This is a genomic window from Campylobacter showae, assembly GCF_004803815.1.
Lineage (GTDB): Bacteria > Campylobacterota > Campylobacteria > Campylobacterales > Campylobacteraceae > Campylobacter_A > Campylobacter_A showae.
Genome location: NZ_CP012544.1, coordinates 1,321,766 through 1,346,351 on the forward strand (window position 1 = coordinate 1,321,766; position 24,586 = coordinate 1,346,351).

Annotated in this window: 25 protein-coding genes; 18 read left to right on the forward strand and 7 right to left on the reverse strand. The window is 46.2% G+C overall.

What is annotated here, in order from left to right; genetic code table 11:
• Nucleotides 1-6: 6 nt before the first annotated feature.
• The 4 genes from CSHOW_RS06475 to yajC are packed head-to-tail and all read right to left on the reverse strand — an operon-like array spanning nucleotide 7 to nucleotide 3,190.
• The gene (locus tag CSHOW_RS06475) at nucleotides 7-345 is read right to left on the reverse strand and encodes a DUF6394 family protein (RefSeq protein ID WP_002946615.1); all 339 of its coding nucleotides are present in this window, start codon (nucleotides 343-345) and stop codon (nucleotides 7-9) included.
• 9 nt (nucleotides 346-354) lie between these two features.
• Nucleotides 355-1,326, reverse strand: coding sequence for a protein translocase subunit SecF (gene secF / locus CSHOW_RS06480; RefSeq protein ID WP_002946614.1), 972 nt, complete (start codon nucleotides 1,324-1,326; stop codon nucleotides 355-357).
• On the reverse strand, nucleotides 1,327-2,907 hold the full coding sequence (secD, locus tag CSHOW_RS06485) for a protein translocase subunit SecD (RefSeq protein WP_002946612.1): 1,581 nt from the start codon (nucleotides 2,905-2,907) through the stop codon (nucleotides 1,327-1,329).
• On the reverse strand, nucleotides 2,900-3,190 hold the full coding sequence (gene yajC, locus CSHOW_RS06490; protein ID WP_002946610.1) for a preprotein translocase subunit YajC: 291 nt from the start codon (nucleotides 3,188-3,190) through the stop codon (nucleotides 2,900-2,902). Before yajC ends, secD begins: the two co-directional genes overlap by 8 nt.
• Between yajC and CSHOW_RS06495 the strand changes: the two genes are divergently transcribed.
• Nucleotides 3,163-4,464 carry an apolipoprotein N-acyltransferase gene (locus CSHOW_RS06495; RefSeq protein WP_002946608.1) on the forward strand — a complete coding sequence of 434 codons (1,302 nt, stop codon included), beginning with the start codon at nucleotides 3,163-3,165 and terminating at the stop codon, nucleotides 4,462-4,464. The two genes, yajC and CSHOW_RS06495, sit on opposite strands and share 28 nt — an antisense overlap.
• 11 nt (nucleotides 4,465-4,475) lie before the next feature.
• On the opposite strand, the gene CSHOW_RS06500 is transcribed toward CSHOW_RS06495, so the two are convergent.
• Together CSHOW_RS06500 and metK are read right to left on the reverse strand one after the other, a co-directional pair.
• Nucleotides 4,476-5,075 carry a hypothetical protein gene (locus CSHOW_RS06500; protein ID WP_002946607.1) on the reverse strand — a complete coding sequence of 200 codons (600 nt, stop codon included), beginning with the start codon at nucleotides 5,073-5,075 and terminating at the stop codon, nucleotides 4,476-4,478.
• A 131-nt stretch (nucleotides 5,076-5,206) separates the two neighbouring features.
• Entirely contained in the window at nucleotides 5,207-6,409 is a 1,203-nt protein-coding gene (gene metK, locus CSHOW_RS06505; protein WP_002946606.1) for a methionine adenosyltransferase, read from the reverse strand.
• Nucleotides 6,410-6,551: 142 nt separating this feature from the next.
• Here metK and sstT point away from each other — a divergent pair, with 142 nt between their 5' ends.
• The 4 genes from sstT to CSHOW_RS06525 all read left to right on the forward strand — a co-directional run bounded on the left by sstT (nucleotide 6,552) and on the right by CSHOW_RS06525 (nucleotide 13,532).
• Nucleotides 6,552-7,856: a serine/threonine transporter SstT gene (sstT, locus tag CSHOW_RS06510; protein ID WP_002946604.1), complete on the forward strand. Its 1,305-nt coding sequence runs from the start codon at nucleotides 6,552-6,554 to the stop codon at nucleotides 7,854-7,856.
• A gap of 15 nt (nucleotides 7,857-7,871) precedes the next feature.
• Entirely contained in the window at nucleotides 7,872-9,593 is a 1,722-nt protein-coding gene (locus CSHOW_RS06515; protein ID WP_002946603.1) for a M3 family oligoendopeptidase, read from the forward strand.
• A 174-nt stretch (nucleotides 9,594-9,767) separates the two neighbouring features.
• A complete protein-coding gene (locus CSHOW_RS06520; RefSeq protein WP_039895089.1) occupies nucleotides 9,768-10,205 on the forward strand; it encodes a hypothetical protein in 438 nt (145 codons plus the stop codon).
• A 366-nt stretch (nucleotides 10,206-10,571) separates the two neighbouring features.
• Nucleotides 10,572-13,532 (forward strand): TonB-dependent hemoglobin/transferrin/lactoferrin family receptor, encoded by a 2,961-nt coding sequence (locus CSHOW_RS06525; RefSeq protein WP_002946598.1) that lies wholly within the window; start codon nucleotides 10,572-10,574, stop codon nucleotides 13,530-13,532.
• A 221-nt stretch (nucleotides 13,533-13,753) separates the two neighbouring features.
• Here CSHOW_RS06525 and CSHOW_RS06530 read toward each other — a convergent pair whose 3' ends face one another.
• Nucleotides 13,754-14,626 carry a LysR family transcriptional regulator gene (locus CSHOW_RS06530; RefSeq protein WP_002946595.1) on the reverse strand — a complete coding sequence of 291 codons (873 nt, stop codon included), beginning with the start codon at nucleotides 14,624-14,626 and terminating at the stop codon, nucleotides 13,754-13,756.
• Between the two features lie 164 nt (nucleotides 14,627-14,790).
• Between CSHOW_RS06530 and CSHOW_RS06535 the strand changes: the two genes are divergently transcribed.
• The 13 genes from CSHOW_RS06535 (at nucleotide 14,791) to fliE (ending at nucleotide 24,584) form a co-directional block, all read left to right on the forward strand.
• Nucleotides 14,791-16,875, forward strand: a complete 2,085-nt coding sequence (locus tag CSHOW_RS06535) for an ATP-dependent helicase (RefSeq protein WP_002946594.1) — start codon at nucleotides 14,791-14,793, stop codon at nucleotides 16,873-16,875.
• 118 nt (nucleotides 16,876-16,993) lie between these two features.
• Complete coding sequence (truB, locus tag CSHOW_RS06540; RefSeq protein WP_002946592.1) at nucleotides 16,994-17,815, forward strand: tRNA pseudouridine(55) synthase TruB; 822 nt, start codon at nucleotides 16,994-16,996, stop codon at nucleotides 17,813-17,815.
• Nucleotides 17,809-18,039 (forward strand): carbon storage regulator CsrA, encoded by a 231-nt coding sequence (gene csrA, locus CSHOW_RS06545; protein ID WP_002946591.1) that lies wholly within the window; start codon nucleotides 17,809-17,811, stop codon nucleotides 18,037-18,039. The genes truB and csrA overlap by 7 nt, the downstream gene beginning before the upstream one ends.
• Nucleotides 18,039-18,782, forward strand: a complete 744-nt coding sequence (locus CSHOW_RS06550; RefSeq protein WP_002946590.1) for a 4-(cytidine 5'-diphospho)-2-C-methyl-D-erythritol kinase — start codon at nucleotides 18,039-18,041, stop codon at nucleotides 18,780-18,782. Before csrA ends, CSHOW_RS06550 begins: the two co-directional genes overlap by 1 nt.
• Before the next feature lie 11 nt (nucleotides 18,783-18,793).
• Nucleotides 18,794-19,249, forward strand: a complete 456-nt coding sequence (gene smpB / locus CSHOW_RS06555; RefSeq protein ID WP_002946587.1) for an SsrA-binding protein SmpB — start codon at nucleotides 18,794-18,796, stop codon at nucleotides 19,247-19,249.
• Nucleotides 19,250-19,258: 9 nt separating this feature from the next.
• The gene (locus CSHOW_RS06560) at nucleotides 19,259-19,471 is read left to right on the forward strand and encodes a tautomerase family protein (protein WP_002946585.1); all 213 of its coding nucleotides are present in this window, start codon (nucleotides 19,259-19,261) and stop codon (nucleotides 19,469-19,471) included.
• 1 nt (nucleotide 19,472) lies between these two features.
• Nucleotides 19,473-20,087 (forward strand): TlpA family protein disulfide reductase, encoded by a 615-nt coding sequence (locus tag CSHOW_RS06565; RefSeq protein WP_002946583.1) that lies wholly within the window; start codon nucleotides 19,473-19,475, stop codon nucleotides 20,085-20,087.
• Complete coding sequence (locus CSHOW_RS06570) at nucleotides 20,077-20,388, forward strand: ATP-dependent Clp protease adaptor ClpS (protein ID WP_002946581.1); 312 nt, start codon at nucleotides 20,077-20,079, stop codon at nucleotides 20,386-20,388. The genes CSHOW_RS06565 and CSHOW_RS06570 overlap by 11 nt, the downstream gene beginning before the upstream one ends.
• Before the next feature lie 43 nt (nucleotides 20,389-20,431).
• Nucleotides 20,432-22,597, forward strand: a complete 2,166-nt coding sequence (locus CSHOW_RS06575) for an AAA family ATPase (protein WP_002946580.1) — start codon at nucleotides 20,432-20,434, stop codon at nucleotides 22,595-22,597.
• A gap of 18 nt (nucleotides 22,598-22,615) precedes the next feature.
• Nucleotides 22,616-23,275 carry a leucyl/phenylalanyl-tRNA--protein transferase gene (gene aat, locus CSHOW_RS06580; RefSeq protein ID WP_002946579.1) on the forward strand — a complete coding sequence of 220 codons (660 nt, stop codon included), beginning with the start codon at nucleotides 22,616-22,618 and terminating at the stop codon, nucleotides 23,273-23,275.
• Nucleotides 23,276-23,331: 56 nt separating this feature from the next.
• Nucleotides 23,332-23,769 carry a flagellar basal body rod protein FlgB gene (flgB, locus tag CSHOW_RS06585; RefSeq protein ID WP_002946578.1) on the forward strand — a complete coding sequence of 146 codons (438 nt, stop codon included), beginning with the start codon at nucleotides 23,332-23,334 and terminating at the stop codon, nucleotides 23,767-23,769.
• Between the two features lie 9 nt (nucleotides 23,770-23,778).
• Nucleotides 23,779-24,276 (forward strand): flagellar basal body rod protein FlgC, encoded by a 498-nt coding sequence (gene flgC / locus CSHOW_RS06590; protein WP_002946576.1) that lies wholly within the window; start codon nucleotides 23,779-23,781, stop codon nucleotides 24,274-24,276.
• Between the two features lie 5 nt (nucleotides 24,277-24,281).
• Entirely contained in the window at nucleotides 24,282-24,584 is a 303-nt protein-coding gene (gene fliE / locus CSHOW_RS06595; RefSeq protein ID WP_002946574.1) for a flagellar hook-basal body complex protein FliE, read from the forward strand.
• The last annotated feature ends 2 nt before the right edge of the window (nucleotides 24,585-24,586 follow it).

Genomic DNA, 24,586 nt, shown 5'->3' on the forward strand with positions numbered 1-24,586 from the left:
TTACTCCTAAAATTCTTCTTGCGTCTTACCGGACTCGACCAGAACAAGCGCCAAAGAAAAGACGTTTGCTATCGCGGCGCCGATCGATAGCGAATACGCCATATGCGCGTTACCGTTTACCTGAAGCAGCACAAAAGCCGGAATAAGATGCAAGTCGGCCACCAGCGAGCTAGCAAAAAGCTCTGCGGCAAAGACATTTTTGACGCCGATTTTTAGCAGCGTTGAGATCACGTTTACGCTCGCCGCTACAAATAGCGCAATCTCGTTTTTATCGTATAAAAACCCCGCTGTCGTCGTCAGGCTCATAAGCGCGAAAAATATATAAACAACCTTGCCCCAGTTCATCGCATCTCCTTATATAGTGCCTTTTTCAAACATCGCGCGTTGCTTGTCTTTCTCTCTTTGTACGCGCGCCTTTTCCGCTTCCATCGCGCGGTATTTCTCCACGCTAAATTTAAACCACAAAAGCATAGGCGCAGCGACGAATATCGAACTAAGCGTACCGATGACTATGCCCACTATCAATGCCAAAGAAAATCCGTGTATCATATCTCCGCCGAACAAAAATAGCACGACGACCGTGATGAGCGTGGTGCCCGATGTGAGTATCGTTCTAGTTAGCGTCGCGGAGACTGATTCGTTTATTATCGTATCAAGATGCGTACTCTTGCTGGTTTTTATATTCTCTCTAATGCGGTCAAAGACGATAATCGTATCGTTTAGCGAGTAGCCCACGACCGTAAGGATCGCCGCGAGAGTGTCCAAATTTACGTCGATAGCAAAAAAACTGATCGCGCCCATCGTGATCACGACGTCGTGAATCTCCGAAGCAACCGCCGCCATCGCAAATCTCCACTCGAATCTAAACGCGATGTAGATCAAAATACCCACGAGCGAGATCGCAAGCGCCATCACTCCCTTTTCGCGTAGCTCGTCGCCGACTTTAGGCCCGACCACGTCCGTACGGCGGATCTCAAATTTGCCCGTATCTTTTAAAAGCTCAGCTACGCTAGCTCCGACGTCGCTACCTAAATTTGAGCTTGCTCCCGAAAATCTAATCGTAACTTCCTCCGCCGAGCCAAATTCCGTAACGCTCGCGTTTTTATAGGCTTCGTTTTTTGCCAAAGCTGCGCGAATTTTATCTAAAGAGACTGCACTATCGTATTTCACCTGGATGAGCGTACCGCCAGAAAAGTCGATGCCGTAGTTAAAGCCCTTCGTCGCCATCAAAAAAAGCGAACCAAAAAATAGTACAGCAGATATGCCGAGCGCGATGTAGCGCTTGCTCATAAAATCATAAACATGTGCCTTTGAGAAAAATTGCATTTATACCCTTTTATAACCGAACCAAAACCGCGTGTTGCCGCTTTTTTCTATTTTATTTATAATCGTATCAAACATACCGTGAGTACCCAAGATCGCCGTTATCATCGAAGCGATGATGCCTATACCCATAGTAACGGCAAAGCCCTTAACAGGTCCCGTACCGTAGGCGTAAAGCACTACCGAGGTAATAAGCGTGGTCAAATTTGCGTCTATAATCGCGCTCATCGCGTTCTCATAACCTTTTTTCACGCTTGTTGCGATACTAGCTCCGTCGCGCAGCAGCTCCCTGATACGCTCGTTTATGATGACGTTAGCATCGACCGCCATACCGATAGTTAGCACTATACCGGCCATTCCAGGTAGCGTTAGAGCGGCACCGAACATCGCCATCACAGCGACTAGTATCAAGATATTTGCGACAAGCGCGATATTTGCCAAAATGCCGCTAAAACCGTAATAAGCTATCATAAATAGCACAACCAAAACCGAAGCCGAGGCTAGCGCGATCATAGATTGTCTTATGCTATCTGCACCCAGGCTCGGTCCTACGCTTCGCTTTTCTAGCATTTTTACCGGAGCCAAAAGAGCGCCGCTTCTAAGCGCGATAGCTACGTCGTGAGCCTCCTCAACGCTAAATCCGCCGCTTATCTGACCGCTTCCGCCGCCGATTCGCTCATTTATCGACGGCGCAGAGTAAACCCTACCGTCAAGCACGATAGCTAGACGTTTTCCCACATTTGCGCCCGTAAAATCGCCAAAAATTCTAGCTCCCTCGGCGTTTAGAGTAAAGCTGATGATAGGCGAGTTTGTGCGCTGATCAAAGGCAACCCTAGCGTCCGTTAGCATCGCGCCGTCAAGGACGGGGATGTTTTTTACGACGTATTTTATTTGCTCGTTTTTGACGTCCGGATAGATGATGTCGCCGTAACTCTCAGCCTCGGCTTCGCTCATCGAGTTTGCCTGCGACTGGCGCTTTTCATCGACGGCCATTAGCTGGAGGTGTGCGGCTTTTGCGATGAGATCGCGAGCGCGCTGCTCATCGGCTGCCGTTTTGATACCGGGAAGCTCGACTAGGATATTATCCTTGCCCTGCCTTGCTACCGTAGGCTCGGCTAGACCGAACTGATCGAGACGGTTTCTGATCGTTTCGACCGCTTGATTTATCGCGTATTCGATAGTTTCGGCCTTCTCGGCGTCGGTTAAACCGATAGAGTATTTTAGACCGTCTTTTTGTACGTTAAGACCCTTGATATCCTTTAGCATACCGTCGATTTTAGCGGCTTCGTCCGCATCAAGCAGCTCAAAGTCCACCTTGTCTTCGCGGATCTTAAAGCTATCGATCAAAACGTCCTCTTTTTTCGCAAAATAGTTCACGCTAGCGGCTATAGATTTGATCTTTGAGTGCACGGCCTCCTCGGTCTCGACGCCAAGGAGCATATGAAGTCCGCCCTGCAAATCAAGTCCTAGACTGATTTTAGAGCCGCCTAGCTTGTCCGTAAACGACGGCGCGGAAAATATAATGCCCAAAATCAAAGCCAAAGCAAAGATAATCAGCCTATACGTTATTTTGCCGTTACGCATTTGCTTTCGTCTCTGTTTTTTCTATTTTTCTCGCGATAAATTCGCGTGAAACGCGCACGATTACGTCGTCGTTAAGCTTAACTCTGATAAAATCATCTTCCGGTTTTATCACCTCGCAGATTAGTCCGCCGCTAGTTATGATCTTGTCGCCTTTTTCGAGTGCGGCTATCATCGCGGCATGAGCTTTTTGCTGTTTTTGCTGCGGTCTGATAACCAAAAAATAAAATATCGCGAAAAGCACGACTAGAGGCAGTAATGAAGCTACGAAATTTCCTTCTTGCATGGGGTTCCTTGATAAAAAAAATTTTAAGCCCTTATTTTAGCACTAAAATTATAATAAAAGCCTTTGTCGGCGCGATTTTAATCTCAAATTTTATACTAGCCGATCTTTTAGGCGGCGAAATTTTAAATTTCATCTCGCCGTTTTTTGCGATCGCGGGCTTTTATTTGCTACTAAAATTTGACCGCCGCGGCTTTTTTTGGACGGGATTTTTTATCGGGATCATTTGGTTTTACTGGATTAACTTTAGTCTCGTTTATTACGAGCTTAGCTACCTCATCCCGCTTGAGATTTTAGCTATCGGGCTGATTTACGGCGCGCTTTTTTTGATAGCGGGCATCCCGGCTCAAATTTGGCTAAAGGCTTTGCTGCTTATCTTGGTTTCAAACATCCATCCATTCGGCTTTAATTGGCTAAATTTGGAGGCTATTTTCGTGCCGGGAATTTTTGCGCCGAATTTGCTCGCCCTTGCGTTTATTTTCGCTGCGATTTTGTGCCTGTTTTACGTCAAAAACCGCCTCAAATTTATCGCTTTTGTTGCGCTTTTAGCATGCACCGTTCAGTACGATACGCCAAATTTTAAAACTCTACCTTTTGAAGTGAAGCTTGCAAACACCGAAGTCGCACAAGAGCTAAAGTGGCAAAAGCAGCTAAAAAACGAGTTTATAAATCAAAATTTAGATATCATTGATGAGGCGATAAGCGCGGGATTTAGAGCGGTTATTTTACCCGAGAGCGCCTTTCCCGTTTATATGACGCACGAGCGAAATCTCATCTCCGAGCTGCTGGAAAAATCGCAAAAGATCGCTATCGTCGCTGGCGCGCTAGCTCGCGAAAACGGAACAAACTACAACTCGGCGTTTTTCTTTGACCGCGGCAAGATGCGGCGGCTGGATAAATTTATCCTAGTGCCCTTTGGCGAGGAGATTCCGCTACCGGCGTTTGCGCGTGATTTGATAAATAAAATATTTTTTGGCGGCGCGAAGGATTTTGAGACGGCGAGCGCTCCGAGCGACTACGAGATAGACGGCGTAAAAATCAGAAACGCGATCTGCTACGAAGCGACGCGAGACGAGCTATTTGAGGGCAAATTTGACGTTATGATCGCAGTGACCAATAACGGCTGGTTCGTGCCTAGCACCGAGCCCAATTTGCAGCGAAATTTGCTCAAATACTACGCTACGAAATACGGCAAAGTAATCTATCACAGCGTAAACGGCTCGCCGTCTGAGATAATAACGCCAAAGCAAGGCTTGCTCGATAAATTTTTCAGATAAATTTGCTAAATTTAGGCGTTTTTGCGCTTGTGAAATAGCAACCGAATTTGCAATGATACGTAAAATATACAAGCTGCAACAAAAACTACAAACATAAAATCAATACACATCTGCCAAAACAGCTCGCTGGTAGACCTCAACACCCATTCGTATTCAGGCGAGTATCTTGGATGACGATAGCCGATGTGGTAACCGCTAAAATCCCAATACACAAAAAAGCTGCTCACAAAAATGATAAAAATAGAAAGAAAAAATCTTTTTACAGGATTTTCTTTTATTATCATCTTTAAGGCGTAAGCTTTATTTTCTTTACTGCCGCATAGCAAGCAAGCCGCGACGAAACCGACAAGCGTGACGACCTTGATAATCCCCATATAAGCGATATAAAATGCTGCCTTTTGCGTAAAATCAGCGTGAGTAAAGGCTCTCTCTACTGCGGGGTAAATTTTAAGCATAGCTTCCACGAAATCTCTTGCCAAAGAGGAGCGCGCCGGCACGTTAAAAGGCAATACAAAAATGCCTAGCGCGCAAAGAAAATAAAAAGCGCAAAGCCCGAGCAAAACGAGTCCAAGCATCTTGTTTTTGCCGTTTTGGTTTGTCGCCGTTTGCATTTTAACTCTCTTTAAATTTTGTCGCGCGTTTTTGAAGCAAATTTAAGACATAAAGCGGGACGAAATTTCATACGAAGCCTTAAATTTGAGGGCAAATTTAAGCCCGCGTTAAATTTAGCGGGCTTGAGGATTTATTTAATCAAAGCTTTAAAAGTATCAACCGCGTCAAGCTTTTCCCACGGATATTTGGCGTTTCCGACTTGACCTTTGGCCGCTACTTTAGCGTATAAAAACGTATCCTTGCCAGGTTTATCCAGGCCGAATTTATTCGTGATCCAGCGCGGAGTGAGGGCGAAATTTTCGCTAACGAAGTTTGACAGCATATCGTCGTTTACGCCCACGATCTGCGTGCCCATCGTATCGACGCTCACAGAGGTTGGCTTTGCCATACCGATAGCGTAGCTTAGCTGGACGATACATTTTTTAGCAAGGCCTGCAGCTACGATGTTTTTAGCTATCCAGCGCGCCGCGTAAAGACCGCTGCGATCGACTTTCGTGTAGTCTTTACTGCTTTGCGCGCCGCCGCCTATCGGGCTATATCCGCCAAAGCTATCTACGATGAGCTTGCGGCCCGTTAGTCCGCTGTCGTGAAGCGAGCTGTGATTTACATATCGGCCGGTCGGGTTGATGTAGATAAGAGTTTTGCTTTTATCATAAAGCCCCTTTGGCAAGCCCGCATCGTCTATGAGAGTTTGCACTAGAGCGCGTAGCTCCTCTATCTTCATCGTCTCGACGCAAGGGGCCGAAACAACGATAGTATGGATGCTTTGAGGTTTGCAGTTTTCAAAGTTGTCTTTGGTACCGTAGTCTACGGTGACCTGAGTTTTGATATCGACGCCCAGTTTATCGGGATTAGCCTTGGCAAATTTATAAACCTTATCGCAAAGCATTCTGGCGTAGGTTATGGCTGCTGGCATATATTCGTTCGCTTCGCAGCTAGCAAAGCCAAACATTATGCCCTGATCCCCGGCGCCTATCTCGCCGCCTTCTTGATCGACGCCTTGGTTTATATCGGCACTTTGCTGATTTATGCAGACTTTTATCTCGACGTCGTCTGGGTGTAGGCACTGCTCTTTCGTAAATTTAGACTTGCCGTCGTAGCCGATTTTAGCCAGTGCGTTTTTAACGATACCTTCGTAGTCTTTGAAACTTAACTTAACCTTTGAGTTTATTTCGCCGCCTATTATAATGTTTTTACCAGCGACAAAAACTTCGCTGGCGACGCGACCGTTTGGGTCTTGCATCAAGATCGTATCGACGATACTATCGGCGATGATGTCGGCGCATTTATCCGGGTGACCCGGGCTCACAACCTCTGAAGTAAATAAATACATGCTTTTCCTTTATGAAAATTAATCTCGCAATTGTAACATTTCATAATAAAATTCAAATTAATCTCGCTCAAAGCTTGTAAATTCCGCGTAAATTCGGCTATAATCCTAAACTAATATTAAATTTTAAGGCAAGGACACTAGAATGTTTAGCAAACTGGCAAAAAGGTTCGCCGACGGAAATTTGATCGTTCAAATTTTGATCGGCATAGCTCTAGGCGCCGTTATCGGCTTTTGGACGCACTATCAGGCGGCTCCCTATAACGAACTAATCGCAAAAGGCGTGAGCGACGCAGCGCAATTAGCCGCAGCAAAAAAAGACCTAACCGATGTGGCAAATTCGGTCGCAAACTCTATCGCGGTCTTGGGAAATCTATTTGTCGGCGCGCTTAAAGCTATCGCGCCTATCCTTGTTTTCGTACTAGTTGCGACATCTATCATCGTAAAAGAATTCGGCCACGCAAAAGGCATGCAAAAGGTAGTTACGCTTTACCTAGTCGGCACGTTTTTGGCTGCCGTGGTAGCGGTCGTAGCTAGCTTTCTTTTCCCGATGGAGCTCGTGCTAAAAGGCGTCGAGAGCGCAAATATGAGCGCTCCGCAAGGCATCGTGGACGTCTTAAAAGACCTCATCTTTAAAATGGTTCAAAACCCTATCACCGCGCTATCTACGGGCAACTACATCGGCATCATCACTTGGGCCGTGGGCGGCGGTATCGCGATGAGATTTTGCACGCAAGAAACTAAAAAAGTATTCCAAGACGTTAGCGACGGCGTGACTAAAATCGTTAGATTTATCATCCGCCTTGCGCCGTTTGGTATCTTTGGTCTAGTTACTATCAGTATCCACGAGACGGGCTTTGAGGCGCTTGCGGGCTACCTAAAACTGATCCTAGTTCTAGTAGGCGCGATGGCTTTCGTTTCCTTCGTCGTTTACCCTGCGATGGTGTTTGTAGTCACCAAGAAAAACCCTTATCCGCTTGTTATGACTTGCGTTAGAGAGAGCGCGGTTACGGCGTTTTTCACTCGTTCGTCGGCGGCAAATATCCCCGTAAATATGGCGCTTTGCAAAAAACTAGGGCTAAAAGAAGAGCTCTACTCGATCTCTATCCCATTAGGAGCTACTATAAACATGGGCGGCGCAGCCGTAACTATCGGTATCTTGGCGCTTGCGGCGGTAAACTCGATCCCGTCTATCACGGTTGATTTTGGCGACGCGCTACTGCTTTGCTTTATCTCAGCCCTTGGCGCGTGCGGAGCTTCAGGCGTCGCGGGCGGTTCGCTACTACTCGTGCCGCTTGCTTGCGCGCTATTTGGTATCGGTAACGACATCGCGATGCAAGTTGTCGGCGTAGGATTTATCATCGGTGTGATACAAGACTCGGTAGAAACAGCCGTAAACAGCGCGTCTGACGTACTTTTCACCGCCGTAGCCTCAGAAACCGTAGAGTAAATTTAAGGTCGCAAAATGAACGTTTGGGACTTGACCCCGCTTTTTAAAAACGAAAAAGAGCTGGAGATTTCGGCTCTTTCGTTACAAAAAGAGTGCGAAAAATTTGAGGCGAAATACTCGGATAAGTTCTTAAATTTAAGCGACGAGGAGTTTTTTTCCGCGCTTAACGAGTATGAAAATTTGTTAGAAAACATCGCTCGCGTACAAATTTACGTGAGCCTAGTTTTCTCAAAAGACACCTCAAAGGGCGCGTTTTACGCCAAATTTGACGAGCTTAGCTCAAAAGCGCAAAATCATCTGTTATTTTTTGAGCTTAAATTTAACGAATTTGACGAAGCCAGACAAAACAAAATCATCGCCAAAAGTGCTAGGCTTGGCTACTATCTAGATAGTATCGCAAAAGAAAAAGCCCACCAGCTAAGCCTAAAAGAGGAGCAAATTTTACTGCGCACGGCAAACACGGGCGCGGAAGGTTTTTCGCGGCTTTTTGACGAGACACTAAGCGCGCTTAAGTTTAAATTTAAAGGCAAAATGCTGGGCGAAGAGGAGATCTTATCCAAGCTTCACAGCCCAGACCGAGCCGAGCGAAAAGCAGCCGCAAAGAGCCTCTCTGGCGGCTTAGCGCCCCAGCAGCATCTACTTAGCTACATCTATAATATGATCAAAACCAGCCTAAAAACTAGCTGCGAACTGCGGAAATTTGATCTGCCAGAAAGTCCTCGGCATTTTTCAAACCAAACGACCAAGGCTAGCGTGGACGCGCTCATAAAGGCCGCCGAGACGAGCTTTGATCTGCCGATTAAATTTTACGAAAAAAAGCGCAAAATTTTAGGCTTTAAAAAGCTCTACGACTACGATAGATACGCGCCGCTGGGCGAGAGCAAGAGCATTTATAAATTTGACGAATGCAAAAAAATCGTGCTTGAGACTTTTTCTAAATTTAGCCCGAAATTCGGCGAGATAGCCGCTCGCGCGTTTAAAGAGGGCTGGATCGACGTTTATCCGGCCGAAAATAAACGAGGCGGCGCCTTTTCGCAATCAGGCGTCGCAAAAGCCCATCCATACGTGCTTTTAAACCACACCGACGAGAGGCGGGATCTTTTTACACTAGCGCACGAGCTAGGTCACGCCGCGCATCAAAATCTAGCCTATGAAAGCGTCGGATTTCTAAACGCCGACACGCCGCTAACTACGGCAGAAACAGCATCGGTCTTTTGCGAGATGCTGGTTTTTGATCACGTCAAAAGCACGCTAAAAGGCAGAGAAAAAACCGCCCTACTCGCCGGCAAGATCGAGGATATCTTCGCCACGCTCTACCGCCAGATAAACTTCACTACCTTTGAGCGCCGAGTTCACGCGCATGAGGGCGAGATCAGCGCCGAGGAGCTAAATAAAATTTGGCTTGAGGAGAGTGCTAAGATGTTCGGGCAAAGCGTCGCGCTAAACGACTACTATAAAATTTGGTGGAGTTACATCCCGCACTTCATCCATACGCCGTTTTACTGCTACGCCTACTCCTACGCGCAGCTTTTGGTGCTGGCGATTTTTGGGCTTTATAAAAGCGGCAAATGCGAAAATTTCACGCAAATTTACACCAAGTTTTTAAGCGCGGGCGGCTCGCGATCGCCAAAAGAGCTGGTCGGGATGTTTGGCTTTGATATCGAGGACGCTGCGTTTTGGCAGATCGGTATAAACGAGGTTAGAAAGCTAGTGGAGGAGTTTTGCCAGGAGGCGTAACGGGCATAAATTTGACGCGTTTTGGGGAGTAAATTTAAAAGCGTGGGCAAATTTGACGAGCCGAACCGAGTCAGGGACAGCAATAAATTTGAAGCTAAATTTTGCGTTTATTTGAAGCCAAATTCGGCACGACTGCGGACAGTAAATTTGAGAAAAGGCACAAAAGGAGGCAAAATGCTTGATGAGATTTTAGACGACGAGAGATTTGCGGCGATAATGAAGGAGCACGTTTTTGAGTGCGTGGAGTATCTGCTAAAAAACGACCGCTCCTTTTCGGCGATGGCCAACCTTGATCTGGTTAAATTTAACCCCGAGCTGCCGGAGTACATTAAGAGCACTTTTACAGCTCCCGTTATTGTTTTTACGCTTGCGGGCTATACTTTTAGCAGCGCCAAACTCACGCCGGAGGAGCTGAGCTTCGAGGCGGGTTTTGGTAAGGAAAATTTTGCTAGCGTCGTTAGTTTCCCGCTTGGAGCTATCGTTCAAATTTTAGTAGAAAACAGCCCGATTTTAGTAAATTTTTCCGTATACAAAACTCAAAAAAGCCAGCTCGAAAAATCAATGTCGGCGCTAATGTCAAACCCAAACAATAAAGATTTATTTAAAAAGTGAGCAAACTTTTACCCGCCGTTTTGCTCACGCTGTTTTTATAGATTTATTTTATGCGCATTTCCTTGATTTGAGCCGTGCGATATTAGTTTTGCAGGAGCAGACGGCTTTATAGCGCTTACTGCGCTTTGCGTTTGATTTTTATCAGATACAGGCTTTATCTTAAATTTACTAAATTTGCTTAAGCAAAATATTATCCTATTTACGCCGGTTTTACCAACAGCAACCCTTTTATTTCTTAATATAAAAAATTGATTTATAATTTTTAAATTAAATTCCAATATTTTAATCAAACTATAAACAAATATTTATTATCATTTCGCATTTAAGAGCAAATGAATATCAAAACTATCGTTAATAAGGACAGAAATGAACCATCTTAAATTCTCTCTTGCCGCTTTGCTTATTTTGTCGAATTTAAATGCAAAAGAGGCTGAAGTCGAGCTAAAAGAAGTAACAGTTAGCGGCGAAGCAAGCGCTGAGAACGATCCGCTACAAAAAAAAGTCGGCCAAAGCGTAAAAAGCGCCAAAGAACTAACCAAAACGCAGGTTTCTGATAACAAAGACCTAGTGCGATACGAAACGGGCGTAACGACCGTAGAGGCTGGGCGTTTCGGCCAGAGCGGCTACGCGATAAGAGGCGTGGAAGAAAACCGAGTAGCTATCACGGTAGACGGCCTGCATCAAGCCCAAACGCTAAGCTCGCAAGGCTTTAAGGAGCTATTTGAAGGATACGGAAACTTTAACAACACCCGCAACGGCGTAGAGTTTGAAACGCTAAAACAAGCCACTATTTCAAAAGGCGCAGACTCCGTTCGTACGGGCTCTGGCTCTCTAGGCGGCTCCGTGATGTTTGAAACAAAAGACGCAAGGGATCTTTTGCTAGATAAGGACTACTTCTACGGCTACAAAGGCGGCTACAATACCGCCGATAATCAAACCATGCACTCGCATACCTTAGCCGGTAGGTTTAAGTGGTTTGATATCCTAGCCGTACAAACTAAGCGCAGACACCACGAGACGGAAAACTACGGTTACAAGGGTTATGACGATAGCGTGCTAGGTAGAACCAGAGAAAAGGCCGACCCGTACTATATCAAAAAAACGAGTAGCCTCATCAAGCTAGGTTTCCAGCCTCACGAGGAGCATAGATTTACCTTTATGTCAGATACCTACAAAAACCGATCTCAAGGCAAAGACCTATCATACACGCTTACGCTTTCTAGCAACAGGGACGAGATCATAGATACCGGTCTAAGATACAACGACGATATGATGGATAGGAAAAATCGCGCTTTTGCCTATGAAAATTTTAGCGAAACTCCGTTGTGGGATACGATGAAATTTACATACTCCAACCAAAAAATCAAATCCCGCGCCAGAACCGAGGAACACTGCCAAGCAGGAGAAAACTGCGCTGAAATTTCAAATCCTATCGGACTTCAGGTTAAGAACAACAAAGTAGTCGATAAGTACGGCGGCGAAGTAACTTTGCAACGAACACAGGAAATTGACCCCCAGTACGGCGGACTAACGTGGGTAAACAGACTCGTAGATAGCCAAGGAGCCGTCCATGATCAGAATAAATTTAGCATCAATCAAAACGTAAGCAACACTTGGCTTGACTGCTCGATATTTGACTGCTCTCAGCCAAATATCGACGTGCTAAAATACGACTATGCCACCGAGCAATACATAAAATCAACCGTCCCGCTAGATAAAAGCTACACCGACGCGAGCACGGGCAAGACCTTTAAACAAAGCTCGCAGAGCGGATATCTAATCACTCCGTACGGCAAAGGCTACATAAGCCGCGACTGGAAAGAGCGCGATCTAGATACCAATACTAAGCAATTTAATCTAGACTTTAATAAATACGCCAAAACGGGCGACGTAGAGCACGATATCGCATACGGACTAAGCTTTGCTAAAACCGAAAAATCCATGACAAACAAGCAAGGCTACGACACTACAAATAACCAATGGTGGGCACCTAAAACTCTAGGTACGGATTTTACCGGCACGCCGTATACGTGCGAAAACGCGCCGCTAACGCTACTTTACGCGCTTTGCCCTAGAACCGAGCCTCTCACGTCTTTTCTCATCCCGGTTAAAACAAAAGAAGGCGCGCTATACCTCAACGACGATATGCGCGTAAACGACTGGTTGGGGATAAATTTAGGCTACCGCTACGACAAGATAAAATATAAACCAAACTACGTCCCAGGCTCTACGCCTAAAATCCCGGACGATATGGTGCTAGGTCTTTTCGTGCCGTATAATCCTAGCCCAGAGCCAAAATGGTGGGACTACGCAGATAGAGACGAGTGGAAAATAGCCCATGATGCATGGAAGCAAGAAGCGCCTAATAACGCGCTAGCAAATATAAAATACATCGCTAGGGATAAAAAATTTACGAATAGCTCTTATGCCATCGGAGCCGATATCGATCCGCTGGATTACTTTAGGATACAGCTAAAATACTCCAAAGGCTTTAGAGCGCCGACTTCGGACGAGCTATATTTGGCGTTTAAGCATCCTGATTTTACCATCCAACCAAACCCGGATCTAAAACCCGAGATAGCTAAAACAAAAGAGCTTGCATTGACGCTACATGAGGATAAAAGCTTTATAACCACTAGCTTTTTTGAGACCAAATACGATAACTTTATCGATCTAATCTCGCTAGGTACTAAAAGCTATGCCACGGGCGGCGGCGGCAACACCATACCTTTTGCACTATACGGCAACGTAAACCGCAGCAAAGCAACCGTACGCGGCTTTGAGATAAACTCTATGTTACATTTCGGTCAAATTTCAGACTCGTTAAAGGGCTTTCACGCTAGCTACAAGCTAACGATGCAAAAAGGCAGAGTACAAACCGATAACGACGGTAAAGTGCCGATGAATGCCATCCAGCCGACCACTGCGATCTATGGTCTAGGATACGCAAGCCCGGCGGATAAATTCGGCGCCGACATCTACGTCACTAGCGTCGCATCTAAAAAAGAAAAAGACACCTATAATATGTTCTGGCGTCTAGATACCGACCCGTACGGCAACCCGTATAATACAAACAGCTACTCAAAATGGCGAAGCAATGCCTACACCCTAGTAGACGTCGTAACCTATGTACGTCCGATTAAAAATTTGACGTTTAGGCTAGGCGTTTATAACCTAACTAACGAAAAATATATCACTTGGGACGCTGCGCGCTCTATCAGGCCTTTTGGTACTATGAACATGATCGATAGAACCACGGGTCTAGGTATCAACCGCTTCTACTCGGCTGGTAGAAATTTCAGGCTAAACTGGGAATTTACATTCTAAACCGCATTTTATTCAGACGGGCTCTCGCCCGTCTCCTTGCTTTTATTCTTATATACTTTCCATTCAAATTTGACCGTAAATTTGGAAGTTATAAAATCGCCAAACCAAGATCATCTCCAGGTTCGGCAAGGATATTTTGCGCCAAATTTTCGCAAGAGTATTTAAATTTACGCGCCGAAAAGGCTAAATTTAGCCAAATTTGACACTTTCTCTAAAGCAGATTAAAAATTAAAACTAGTCTTAATCTTTAAAAATTTATGCAGCGCTTCCTCGTTTTCTTTTAGTGCGGCGGCATAGACCGAGCGAGTGAGCTTAAATTTAGCGATATTTATCTCAAACAACCTGCCGTTTTTTAGCTCGTTTTCGATCAAAAATCTCGGTAAAAACGCCACGTACGTATCGGCATGGTTTGACGCCAACGCGCGGCAGACCATTATCGAACCGTCTAGCGAATACGCCACGTCAAGCGCATGCGCATCCACGCCGTGCTTATGCAAAATATCGTCAAGGTAGGTTCGCGTTCTATCTTTGATAAATTTAAACTTGATAAGCTCCTCGGGTTTCACGCTCTCGGCGATTTTTTTATTTGAAACCAAAATCAGCTCGTAGTCAAATAGCTTTTTAACGAGCAAACTGCTATCAAGCGACTGCTCAAGGATGATGGCGATGTCGCTGCGGCGGTCTTTTAGGTAGTTTATGAGCTCGTTTTGCTCCTTTATCCTGATGTCTAGCTCGCTGCCTACGCTTTGCGAGATTTTATCCAGCAGTATCGAGATGACCGCCTCGGCGATGAGCTGGGTGGTTGCGATGACTAGCGGCACTTTATCGGTTTTTATGCGCGACAGCTCGTCTTTAAAGCGAAACATCGCGCTTTCAAACTGAGTACAGAGCTTGTAAAATTTCTCGCCCTCGTGAGTTAGGACGATGCCGTTTTTCTTACGCATTATTAGCGTGGTTTGCAGCATCTCCTCGAGCTTTTTCATCTGCAAAGTAACTGCGGGCTGCGAGATACCCAGCGATCTTGAGGCTTTTGAGAAACTTCTTTCTTTCACTATCTCCATAAAGGTATAAAATTTACTAAAATCATTGATCATATCGGACTCCTTATTATTATATCAGCTTATAAAATTATCTTTTTAATATTGTATTGATTTATATCTGAAAACGCTCTTAATCAGACCCAAATTTAAATCAGCGGCCATTTTTAAGCTTATTTTGTTAGAATTTAATCATTTTAATAAATAAAGCAGGAAATTTAATGCCCGATTTACTAGACGAACTCAACGAAAGCCAGCGCGAGGCGGCCTCGCATACCGATGGAGCGATGCTGATTTTAGCCGGGGCCGGCAGCGGAAAAACCAAAACCATCACTACTCGCCTAGCCTATCTCATAAGCGAGCTAGGCATCCCGCCGTCAAATACCCTAACGCTAACCTTCACCAACAAAGCCGCAAGCGAAATGCGAGCCCGCGCGCTAAAAATGCTGGGCGACGCAGGTAAAAATTTTACTCCGCTGCTTTGCACTTTTCACAAATTCGGGCTTTTGTTTTTGAAATTTTACATCGACCGACTAAAGCGCAAAAACAACTTCGTCATCATCGATACCGACGATAAAAAGCGTATCTTAAAAGGCTTTGAGGGCGACATCCCGACCTCGGTGCTAGCTAGCGAGATCTCAAATTTCAAAAACTCGCTTTTAAGCGTAGAAGAGGTGCTAAATCACGGCGGTATGTTTGCAAACGGGCATAATTTTAAAGACGGCTACCACGCAAAGCTAGCAAACATCTACAAGCTTTACGAGGAGTATCTGGCGGCAAATAACCTCGTGGATTTTGACGACCTGCTCTGCCTTAGCTATAAAATTTTAGACGAGGACGAGGCTCTAGCGCGCGAGATCTCGCGCAGGTATGCCTACGTGATGGTGGACGAGTATCAAGACACCAACGACCTTCAGTACAGACTCCTGCGCAAACTCTGCCTAACGCACGAAAATATCGCGGTCGTGGGCGACGACGACCAGAGTATCTACGGCTGGCGCGGCGCGAAAATCGAAAATATATTAAATTTTAAAGATCAGTTTAAAGACGCCAAAGTCATAAGACTAGAGCAAAACTACCGCTCGACGAGTCAAATTTTACGCGCGGCAAACGAACTCATCGACCATAACAGAAACCGCCTAGGCAAGGAGCTAAAAAGCACCAAAGAAGGCGGCGAGGACGTCGCGCTGATGGAATCAGACGACGAAACGATGGAGAGCCTAAAGGTAGCCAAACGCATCAAAAAGCTGCTTGATAGCGGCGCGCAGGCTAGCGATATCGCGATCTTGTACCGCATAAACGCCCTCTCTCGCTCGCTCGAAGAAGGCCTAACCAAAGAAAAAATCCCGTATAAGATGGTCGGTGGAGTTAAATTCTACGAGCGCGCCGAGGTCAAAGACGTCATCAGCTACCTAAGGCTGGTCGCAAACGAGAACGACGACTTCTCGCTAAAGCGCGTCATCAACCGCCCAAAACGCGGCCTTGGCAAGGTAAGCCTCGCAAAGATCGAAAAGATCGCCTTCGAGCATAAATTTTCGCTATTTGAAGCGATATCTAGCCTGGACGAAAACGACAAAGATCTAAGCAAAAAGATCGTCTCGAGCCTTGGCGAATTTGCGGCAAATTTAAGAGAGCTAAAAGAGTGCGACTCGCCGTACGAGCTAGTAGATAAACTAGAAGCGAAATTCGGCATCAAAAAATACTACGAGAGCTTGCCCGACGGCTCCGAGCGCGTGGCGAACATCGACGAGTTTTACGCTACGATCAAGGATCAAATCAGGCAAAATCCAAGCTTTTCTATCGAGGAGTTTTTAAACGAGATCGCGCTACAAAGCGAGCAGGATAACATCGGCGGCGAGGCGATCTCGATCATGAGTATCCACGCTAGCAAGGGGCTTGAGTTCGAGCATCTTTTCGTGATCGGGCTTGAGGAGGGATTTTTCCCGCTTCTTGGCGACGGTAGCGACATCGAGGAGGAGCGGCGCCTAGCCTACGTCGCCATCACCCGCGCCAAAAAAACCCTGACGCTAAGCTTTGTAAATTCGCGTTTTTATAAAGGGCAGCGAACGAGGCTGGAAAAGAGCAGATTTTTAAGCGAAGCTGGCGTTTGCAGCGGTAGCCTCATCATCCAAACGCAAACGCAGACCGCAGGCGAATACAAAAAGGGCGATCTCGTCAAGCACAAAATTTTCGGTATCGGGCGCGTGACGGCGGTAACGAAGATCAAAAAAGAGCTAAAGCTAACGATAAATTTCGGCGGAATTAGCCGCGAGATAATGTCTAGCTTCGTCGAAAAAGCGGTATGAAAATGAGTAAATTTGAGACTCTACTGAGCAAATGCGACATCAAATTTGATCAAATTTACGCGCTCAATTTTGACGCTCGCGGATCAAATTTAACGCAACCTCCAAAGGTCAAATTTAAATGAACGCGCTTTTTGTCGCAAATAAGCCGGCAGGCATAAGCTCGAATCATTTTTTAAGCAGGCTAAAGCGCAAATACGGCGTCAAAAAAGCTGGCTTTTCGGGCACGCTAGATCCCTTTGCCAGCGGCTGCCTAATCGTAGCTCTAGGCAATCACACGCGGCTTTTTAACTACATAGATAAAACGCCCAAAATCTACAAAGCGACGATGTGGCTGGGTGCGACGAGCGCTAGCCTAGATAACGAAAATATCGAGGATATCGCGCTTTGCCAGCCATTAAATTTAGCGGACGTAAAAGCGGCGCTAGCCGAGCTAAAAGGCGAGATCACATACGTACCGCCTAAATTTAGCGCCAAGCACGTAGACGGCAAGCGCGCGTACGAGCTAGCAAGAGCGGGCGAAGAGTTTGAGCTAAAAAGCCAAACGATGAGCGTTTTTGACGTAAATTTGACTGCGTATATGCATCCGTTTTTGAGCTTTCGCATTAGCGTTAGCGAGGGCTCGTACGTGCGCTCGTACGCTCAAATTTTAGCCGCAAAGCTTGGCGTAAAAGCAACTCTAAGCGCGCTAAAACGCGTGAGCGAGGGTAAATTTGTTTACGAAAACGAGCGATTTTTAAATCCGCTTGATTTTATCTTATTGCCGCGAAACGAATATCTGGGCGACCCCGCGGACGTAATGCTGGGCAAAAAACTGAGCGCAGAAAAGCTAAAATTTGGCGCCGAAGGGCTATATTTAATAAACTTTGATGAATTTTTTAGTATCATTGAAATCAAAGACGAAACCGTAACATATAAACTAAATAAGGTCGAAAAATGCTAATACTCGCAAGAAAAGAAGACGAAAGCATAATGCTGGGAAACGATATCAAAATCACGGTCGTAGGCATCTCAAAAGGCGGCGTAAAAATCGGCATCGACGCGCCTAAAAATATGATGATCCTGCGCTCGGAGCTAGTAGAAGACGTAGCGGCAGAAAATAAACAAGCCCTAAACGGTGCGGGCGAAGCGAGCCTAAAAGAGCTGAGCGATAAAATCGTAAAATAATGAAAAGCTACGCGAAAATCAACTCCTTTTTAAAGATCGTCGGCACTCGCGGCAACTACCACGAGATCGTCTCTCGCTTTGTTTTGAGGCGCGAGATATATGACGAAATTTTCTTTGAAAAAGCGGACGGCTTCGCGCTTGAGTGCGATAACGAAAATATCGAAAATAATATCGTTTTAAAGGCTAAATTTGAACTTGAAAAAGCGGGCTTTAAAAACGAGTTGGACGAGTTTTTCGCCTCACATAAAATCGTGATAAAAAAGCAAATCCCGCTAGGCGCGGGCCTTGGCGGAGGCAGCTCAAACGCGGCTACGTTTTTAAAGATGGCGAACGAGGAGTTAAATTTAAAACTAACTCGCGAAAATTTGATGAAAATAGGCGCACATATCGGCGCGGACGTGGCGTTTTTCGCTAGCGGATTTGACGCGGCAAACGTTAGCGGTATCGGCGAGATAATAAGCGAGTTTAACGACGAAGTGCCGGAGGTAGAAATTTTAACGCCCGGCGTCTTTTGCTCGACGCCTGCGGTTTACGGCGAATTTAGAGCAAATTTTATGGATAGTATCGACGTAAATTTGGCGGCAAAAATGCGCGAAATGACGACGGCGCAGCTGCTGGAGCGATACGAAAATCATAAACTAAACGATCTTTTTGCGCCGTGTTTTAAAATTTACCCGCAGATGGATAAATTTAAAGATTTTTTCCTAAGCGGCAGCGGCGCGAGCGTGTTTTTCTTAAAATAAAAAGGTAAAAAATGGGTAAGGATTTAGCCAAAAATAAAAAGGCGCTGTTTGACTTTAGCATTATCGAAACCTTCGAGGCGGGCATCGTGCTAAAAGGTAGCGAGGTAAAGGCTCTACGGGCAGGCCGAGCCAATCTAAAAGATAGCTTCGCACGCGTGATAAAGGGCGAGCTGTTTTTGCTAAACGCGCACATCAGCCACCTAAACACGACGCACTCGGCGTTTCGCCCGGACGAGCGGGCTCCGAGAAAGCTACTGATGCACCGCAAGCAGATAGATAAAATTTTCGGTCAAGTCACGCAAGAGGGCCTCACGCTAGTCGTTTTAGCGCTCTATCTAAACGATAAAAACATCGTAAAGGCACGGGTCGCGCTGGCAAAAGGTAAAAATTTGCACGATAAGCGCGAGACGATAAAACGCAAAGAAGCCGACAAAGAGGCGCGTGCGGCTATGAAAAAATACGCTTAAGGAAAACCGATGCCCTACGTAAATATAAAAATCACAAAAGAAAAAGAGGCCGTAAGCGCAGAGCAAAAGCGCGCACTCATAGCAGGCGTGACAAAGCTGCTGGGCGATACGCTAAAGCGCGACGCGAGCAGAACCGTCGTCGTGATAGAGGAAGTCAGCACCGACGACTACGGATTTGGCGGCGAAAGCATAACTGAACTAAGATCAAAACAAGGAAAATAATATGAAAAAAACCATTAAGGCGATTTTTGCGGCTTTGGCCTGCGCGATATTTTTAGCAGGTTGCGGCGAGGACGAGACGGCAAAGGCTCCTGCAAAGATAGAGGGCTATAAAACGGGCGAGGAGATCGCGCTAAAGAGCGTGTTTGGCAAAGATCTCACGCTAAAGCGCGTCGAGGGCGGCTTTGTTATCAAAGGCGATGAGGATAAAATTTTGATGTTTGATATATTCGGCACGTTTTGTCCACCGTGTCAAAAAGAAGCGCCCGATCTCACCAAATTTCAGATCGACAATCTAAACGACTTTACGATCGTGGGGCTCACGCACTTTGAAAACGTCACGAACGAGTACGTCGTGGAAAATTTCGCGCAAAAATACAACGCCTTTTACTTTATCTCAAACGACATAAAGACCAACGACAGGCTTTCGGCGCAAATTTTAGAGGATATAAAATACGAGCGACTCGAGAGCGTGCCGATAAAAATGGTGCTAAAAGGCGGCGTATATCAGGAGCTAACCGACGTAGATAGCGGAAAATTCGGCGTGAAATACTACCTAGGCGGCATCCATCTAGACGCGATGACGAAAGATTACGAGAGAATAAAAAATGCCCGCTAAAACCGCCACCGAGCGGGAGCGAGACGTCGCGATAAAGGAAAAACCCGAATTTCCGCGCAAATTTAAGGTTATTTTGCTAAACGACGACGTTACGAGTATGGATTTCGTCGTGGGCGTGCTGGTCGAGATTTTTCACCACACAGCCCAAAGCGCGGTAGCCGTGATGCTAAAAATACACAACGAAGGTAGCGGAGTGGCGGGTATATACAATAAAGAGATCGCCCAAACCAAACAAAACCAAACGCTAAAAGCCGCAGCCGCCGCGGGCTACCCGCTAAAGGCCGTCGTCGAGGAAGAGTAGCCCGTAAAAACGGGCGCGCAAAAAGCGCAAAGAGGAGGAAATAATGTTTGACTCGGATTTAAGCTATCTTTTGGAAAAGGCCGGGCAGTTTGCCTACTCGAATTTTCACGAGTATCTAACCAGCGAGCACGTGCTTTTCGTGCTGGTAAATTTAAACGAAGAGACTAGAGATATCCTGGCTGACGCAGGGCTCACCGACGTCGAGGGACTAAAAAGCGATCTAAAAAACTATCTACTGCAAACCAACGAGCAGGTGCCGCACCACAAACAGCCGCGCATGACGGTGCTTTTGGAGCAAATTTTTAAAGAGCTAAACGCCGAGCTAAAGGACAAAAATGTCGGTATCAGGGATTTGCTCTTTAAAATCGCGGCCAGAGGCGACACGTACGGGGCTAAAATTTTAGAATTTTACGACGTCGATCCGCAAAAGATCAAGCAAGCAACAAAAGACGACAAGCAGACTCGCGCTAAAAACTTCCAAAACCTAGCCAAATACTCGTCAAATTTAACCAAACTAGCCGCCGAGGGTAAAATAGATCCGATCATCGGGCGAGAAAACGAGCTAGCAAGGCTAATGCAAACCCTAAGCCGCCGCAAGAAAAATAATCCGATCCTAGTTGGCGAAGCGGGCGTGGGCAAAACCGCCGTAGTCGAAGGGCTCGCGCTAAAAATCGCAAGCGGCGAAGTGCCGCAGCGGCTAAAACAGGCGCAAATTTTCGCACTAGACATCGGCGCGATGATAGCCGGTACGAAATACCGCGGCGACTTTGAAAAGCGCCTAAAAGACGTGATGGACGAGGTGGCCGAGCAAGAAGACGCGATAGTTTTTATCGACGAGATCCACACGATCGTGGGCACGGGAGCCACGAACGGCGGCGGGCTTGATATGTCGAATTTACTAAAGCCCGCGCTTGCTAACGGCTCGCTTCGCTGCATCGGAGCAACGACGTACGCGGAGTATCGCAGCTTTTTTGAAAAAGAAAAAGCCCTCTCGCGCCGATTTGCTAAAATCGACGTCGTAGAGCCGAGCGCGGACGAGAGCGTCGAGATCCTAAAAGGGCTTCGCGCTAAATACGAGAGCTTTCACAGAGTCAAATTTAGCGACGAAATTTTAACTAAAAGCGTAGAGCTAGCCAAAAAATACCTAAACGATAGATTTTTGCCAGATAGCGCCATCGATCTCATCGACGAGGTCGGCGCGGCCTTAGCCCTACAAAACAGAAGCAAAACCGTAAAAATCTCCGATCTAAGCGCGGTTTTGAGCAAGATGGCAAATATCCCCGATACCAATCTAAAATCGGACGCCGCGGCAAATTTGAAAAATCTAGCCCAAAGACTGAAGTCCGAAATTTTCGGCCAAGATGAGGCCGTAGATACGCTAGTAGCGGCGATCAAACGCTCTTATGCGGGGCTAAAGCAACCAAACGCGCCAGTCGGTGTGTTTTTATTTACTGGATCAAGCGGCGTGGGCAAAAGCGAGCTAAGCGCGGCTCTAGCGCGAAATTTGGGCGTGCACTTCGAGCGATTTGACATGAGCGAATACATGGAAAAACATAGCGTATCGCGACTCATCGGCGCGCCTCCAGGATATGTCGGGTTTGAAGAGGGCGGCATACTCACAAACGCCGTTAAAAAACACCCTTATAGCGTGATTTTGTTTGACGAGATTGAAAAGGCCAGCGACGAGATGATAAACGTATTTTTGCAAATTTTTGACGGCGCTAGCCTCACCGATAACACGGGCGCAAAGAGCGATTTTCGCAACGCCGTCATCATAATGAGCTCAAATTTGGGCTCAAAAGAGGCTCCGACGCTGGGCTTTAGCAAGGATGAAAGCGGTAAAGCAGACTCTGCGGTAAAGGGATTTTTCAGCCCCGAGTTTCGCAACCGCATCGATAAAATCGTGCATTTTAACGATCTTAGCGAGGGCGCGCTAAGCCTCATAGCGCAAAAAATCATCAACGAGATAAACTCAAGCCTCGCCGAGAAAAAAGTCGTCATAAAAGCCTCAGCCGAAGCCAAAAAATACCTCTGGCAAAAGGGCTATAGTAAAGAATTCGGCGCCAGAAATCTAAAACGCCTGGTCCAAGACGAGATCTCGACCAAGCTTAGTGACGAGATACTTTTCGGCGCACTAAAAAACGGCGGCGTAGCAAATATCGCGCTAAAAAACGGCGAGCTGGCGTTTAAATTTGAAGCCACAAAATAAGCGAGCGCGGGGTCAAATTTGGAAAAAAACTATAACTTCCCAGACCCCGCAAAAGCCCCCGCAAACTCCCCTTTGGCCGTCGGCGGCGACCTAAGCGCGCAGGCGCTTTTGCAAGCTTACAACAAAGGCATTTTTCCGTGGTTTTTACCCGGCGAGCCCATATACTGGTGGTCGCCCGATCCGCGCGCAGTGCTAGCTCCAAGCGAAGTGCGCGTACAACAAAGCATAAAATCCGCGCTTAAAAAATTTGAAGTACGGTTTGACTACGACTTTGAAAATTTTCTAAAAATCTGCAAAAGCGAGCGCGAAAAACGCGAACCAACGTGGCTATCGGAAAACATCGTACGCGCCTACCTAAATTTGCACCGTCTAGGTATCTCGCATAGCGTAGAGGTGTATGATGACGGAGAACTAGCAGGCGGACTTTACGGGCAAATTTTCGGTAAAGTCTTTTGCGGCGAAAGTATGATCAGCCTAAAAACAGGCGCGTCAAAGGTTGCTCTCATCGCGCTTTGCCGCGCTTTAGGGCCGTTTAATTTTCTCATCGACTGCCAGGTTATGAACGATCATCTAAAGTTTATGGGCGCAAAGGCGATGAGACGAAGCGAGTTTTTAGCCAAATTTAACGAACTAAAAAATCAGCCTAGCGGCTTTGGCGAATTTAAAAATTTACTCTAAATTTGGAACGTCTTTTGCTTATTATCTCGTAAAATTTAGATAAAAAAGGCAAGAAAATGTTCGCAGGTATCCAAACCTCAAAATCAAAACCGCTCGTAGAAAGCGCGCTGGCAAGCAGAAATTTACGCCAGCAAATGATTTCTAGCAACATAGCAAACATCGACACGCCTTTTTACAAAGCCCGCGACATCGCGTTTGAAGCGGCTTTATCGCAAACGGCGCAAGAAATCTACGGCAAAGACGAAAATAAAATTTTAAAACTCGCGCAAACGGACGACGCGCACTTTCCTCGCGTGGATTTTCCGGCGTCAAACGGGGCGACAATATTTTTACGAGACGGACACATGGCGCGAAACGACGCAAACACCGTCGATCTAGACGTCGAAACGACCGAGCTTAGCAAAAACGCGATAATGATAACCGCACTCGACCGAGCTATGAGGCAAAGCGGCCAGATATTTAAAAGCGTGATCGACGCTAGCAGTAAAATTTAAGGATAGATTATGAGCAATTATTTAAGCGACTTTGATATTAGCGGATACGGACTAAGCGCCCAGCGTTTTAGAATGAACGTCATTAGCTCCAACATCGCCAACGCAAACACCGTACGAACGGCGGAAGGCGGCCCATATAGACGCCGCGAGGTGATATTTAAGGCGGTTGATTTTGATAGTGTACTAAACGATGAAGTGGCGAAAAAACATAACTTGCTCGAATACGAAAATCCGCTAGACGATAAATTCTATACAAAAGACGCAAAACCTGCTATAATGAGCGTCGTAGTTGACAAGATAGTGCGCGACGACAAGGACTTTAAGCTAAAATACGATCCGTCTCACCCCGACGCCGACGCGAGGGGCTACGTAGCGTACCCAAATATCAATCCAGTCATCGAAATGGCGGACTTGATCGAGGCCACGCGCGCCTATCAGGCAAATGTTTCGGCATTTCAGTCGGCTAAAACGATCGCTCAAAGCGCGTTAGAATTATTACAAGGTTAAATTTTATGACAAATATAGATAAAATCGGCTCGGTCGCTTCGCCGTTTGAAAAAAAAGAAGCAAAGACTCTGCAAAACCAAAAAGGGGAGTTAAATTTCGGCGACATGCTCGATAACTCGCTAAAAGAGCTAAACGAAATACAAATCAACGCAGACAAAGCCATCGCCGATCTAGCAACGGGCGAGGTAAAAGACCTGCACCAAGCAGCTATCGCTATCGGTAAGGCCGACACGTCGATGAAACTCATGCTAGAGATCCGAAATAAGGCCCTAAGCGCATACAAAGAAATCTCAAGAACGCAAATTTAAGC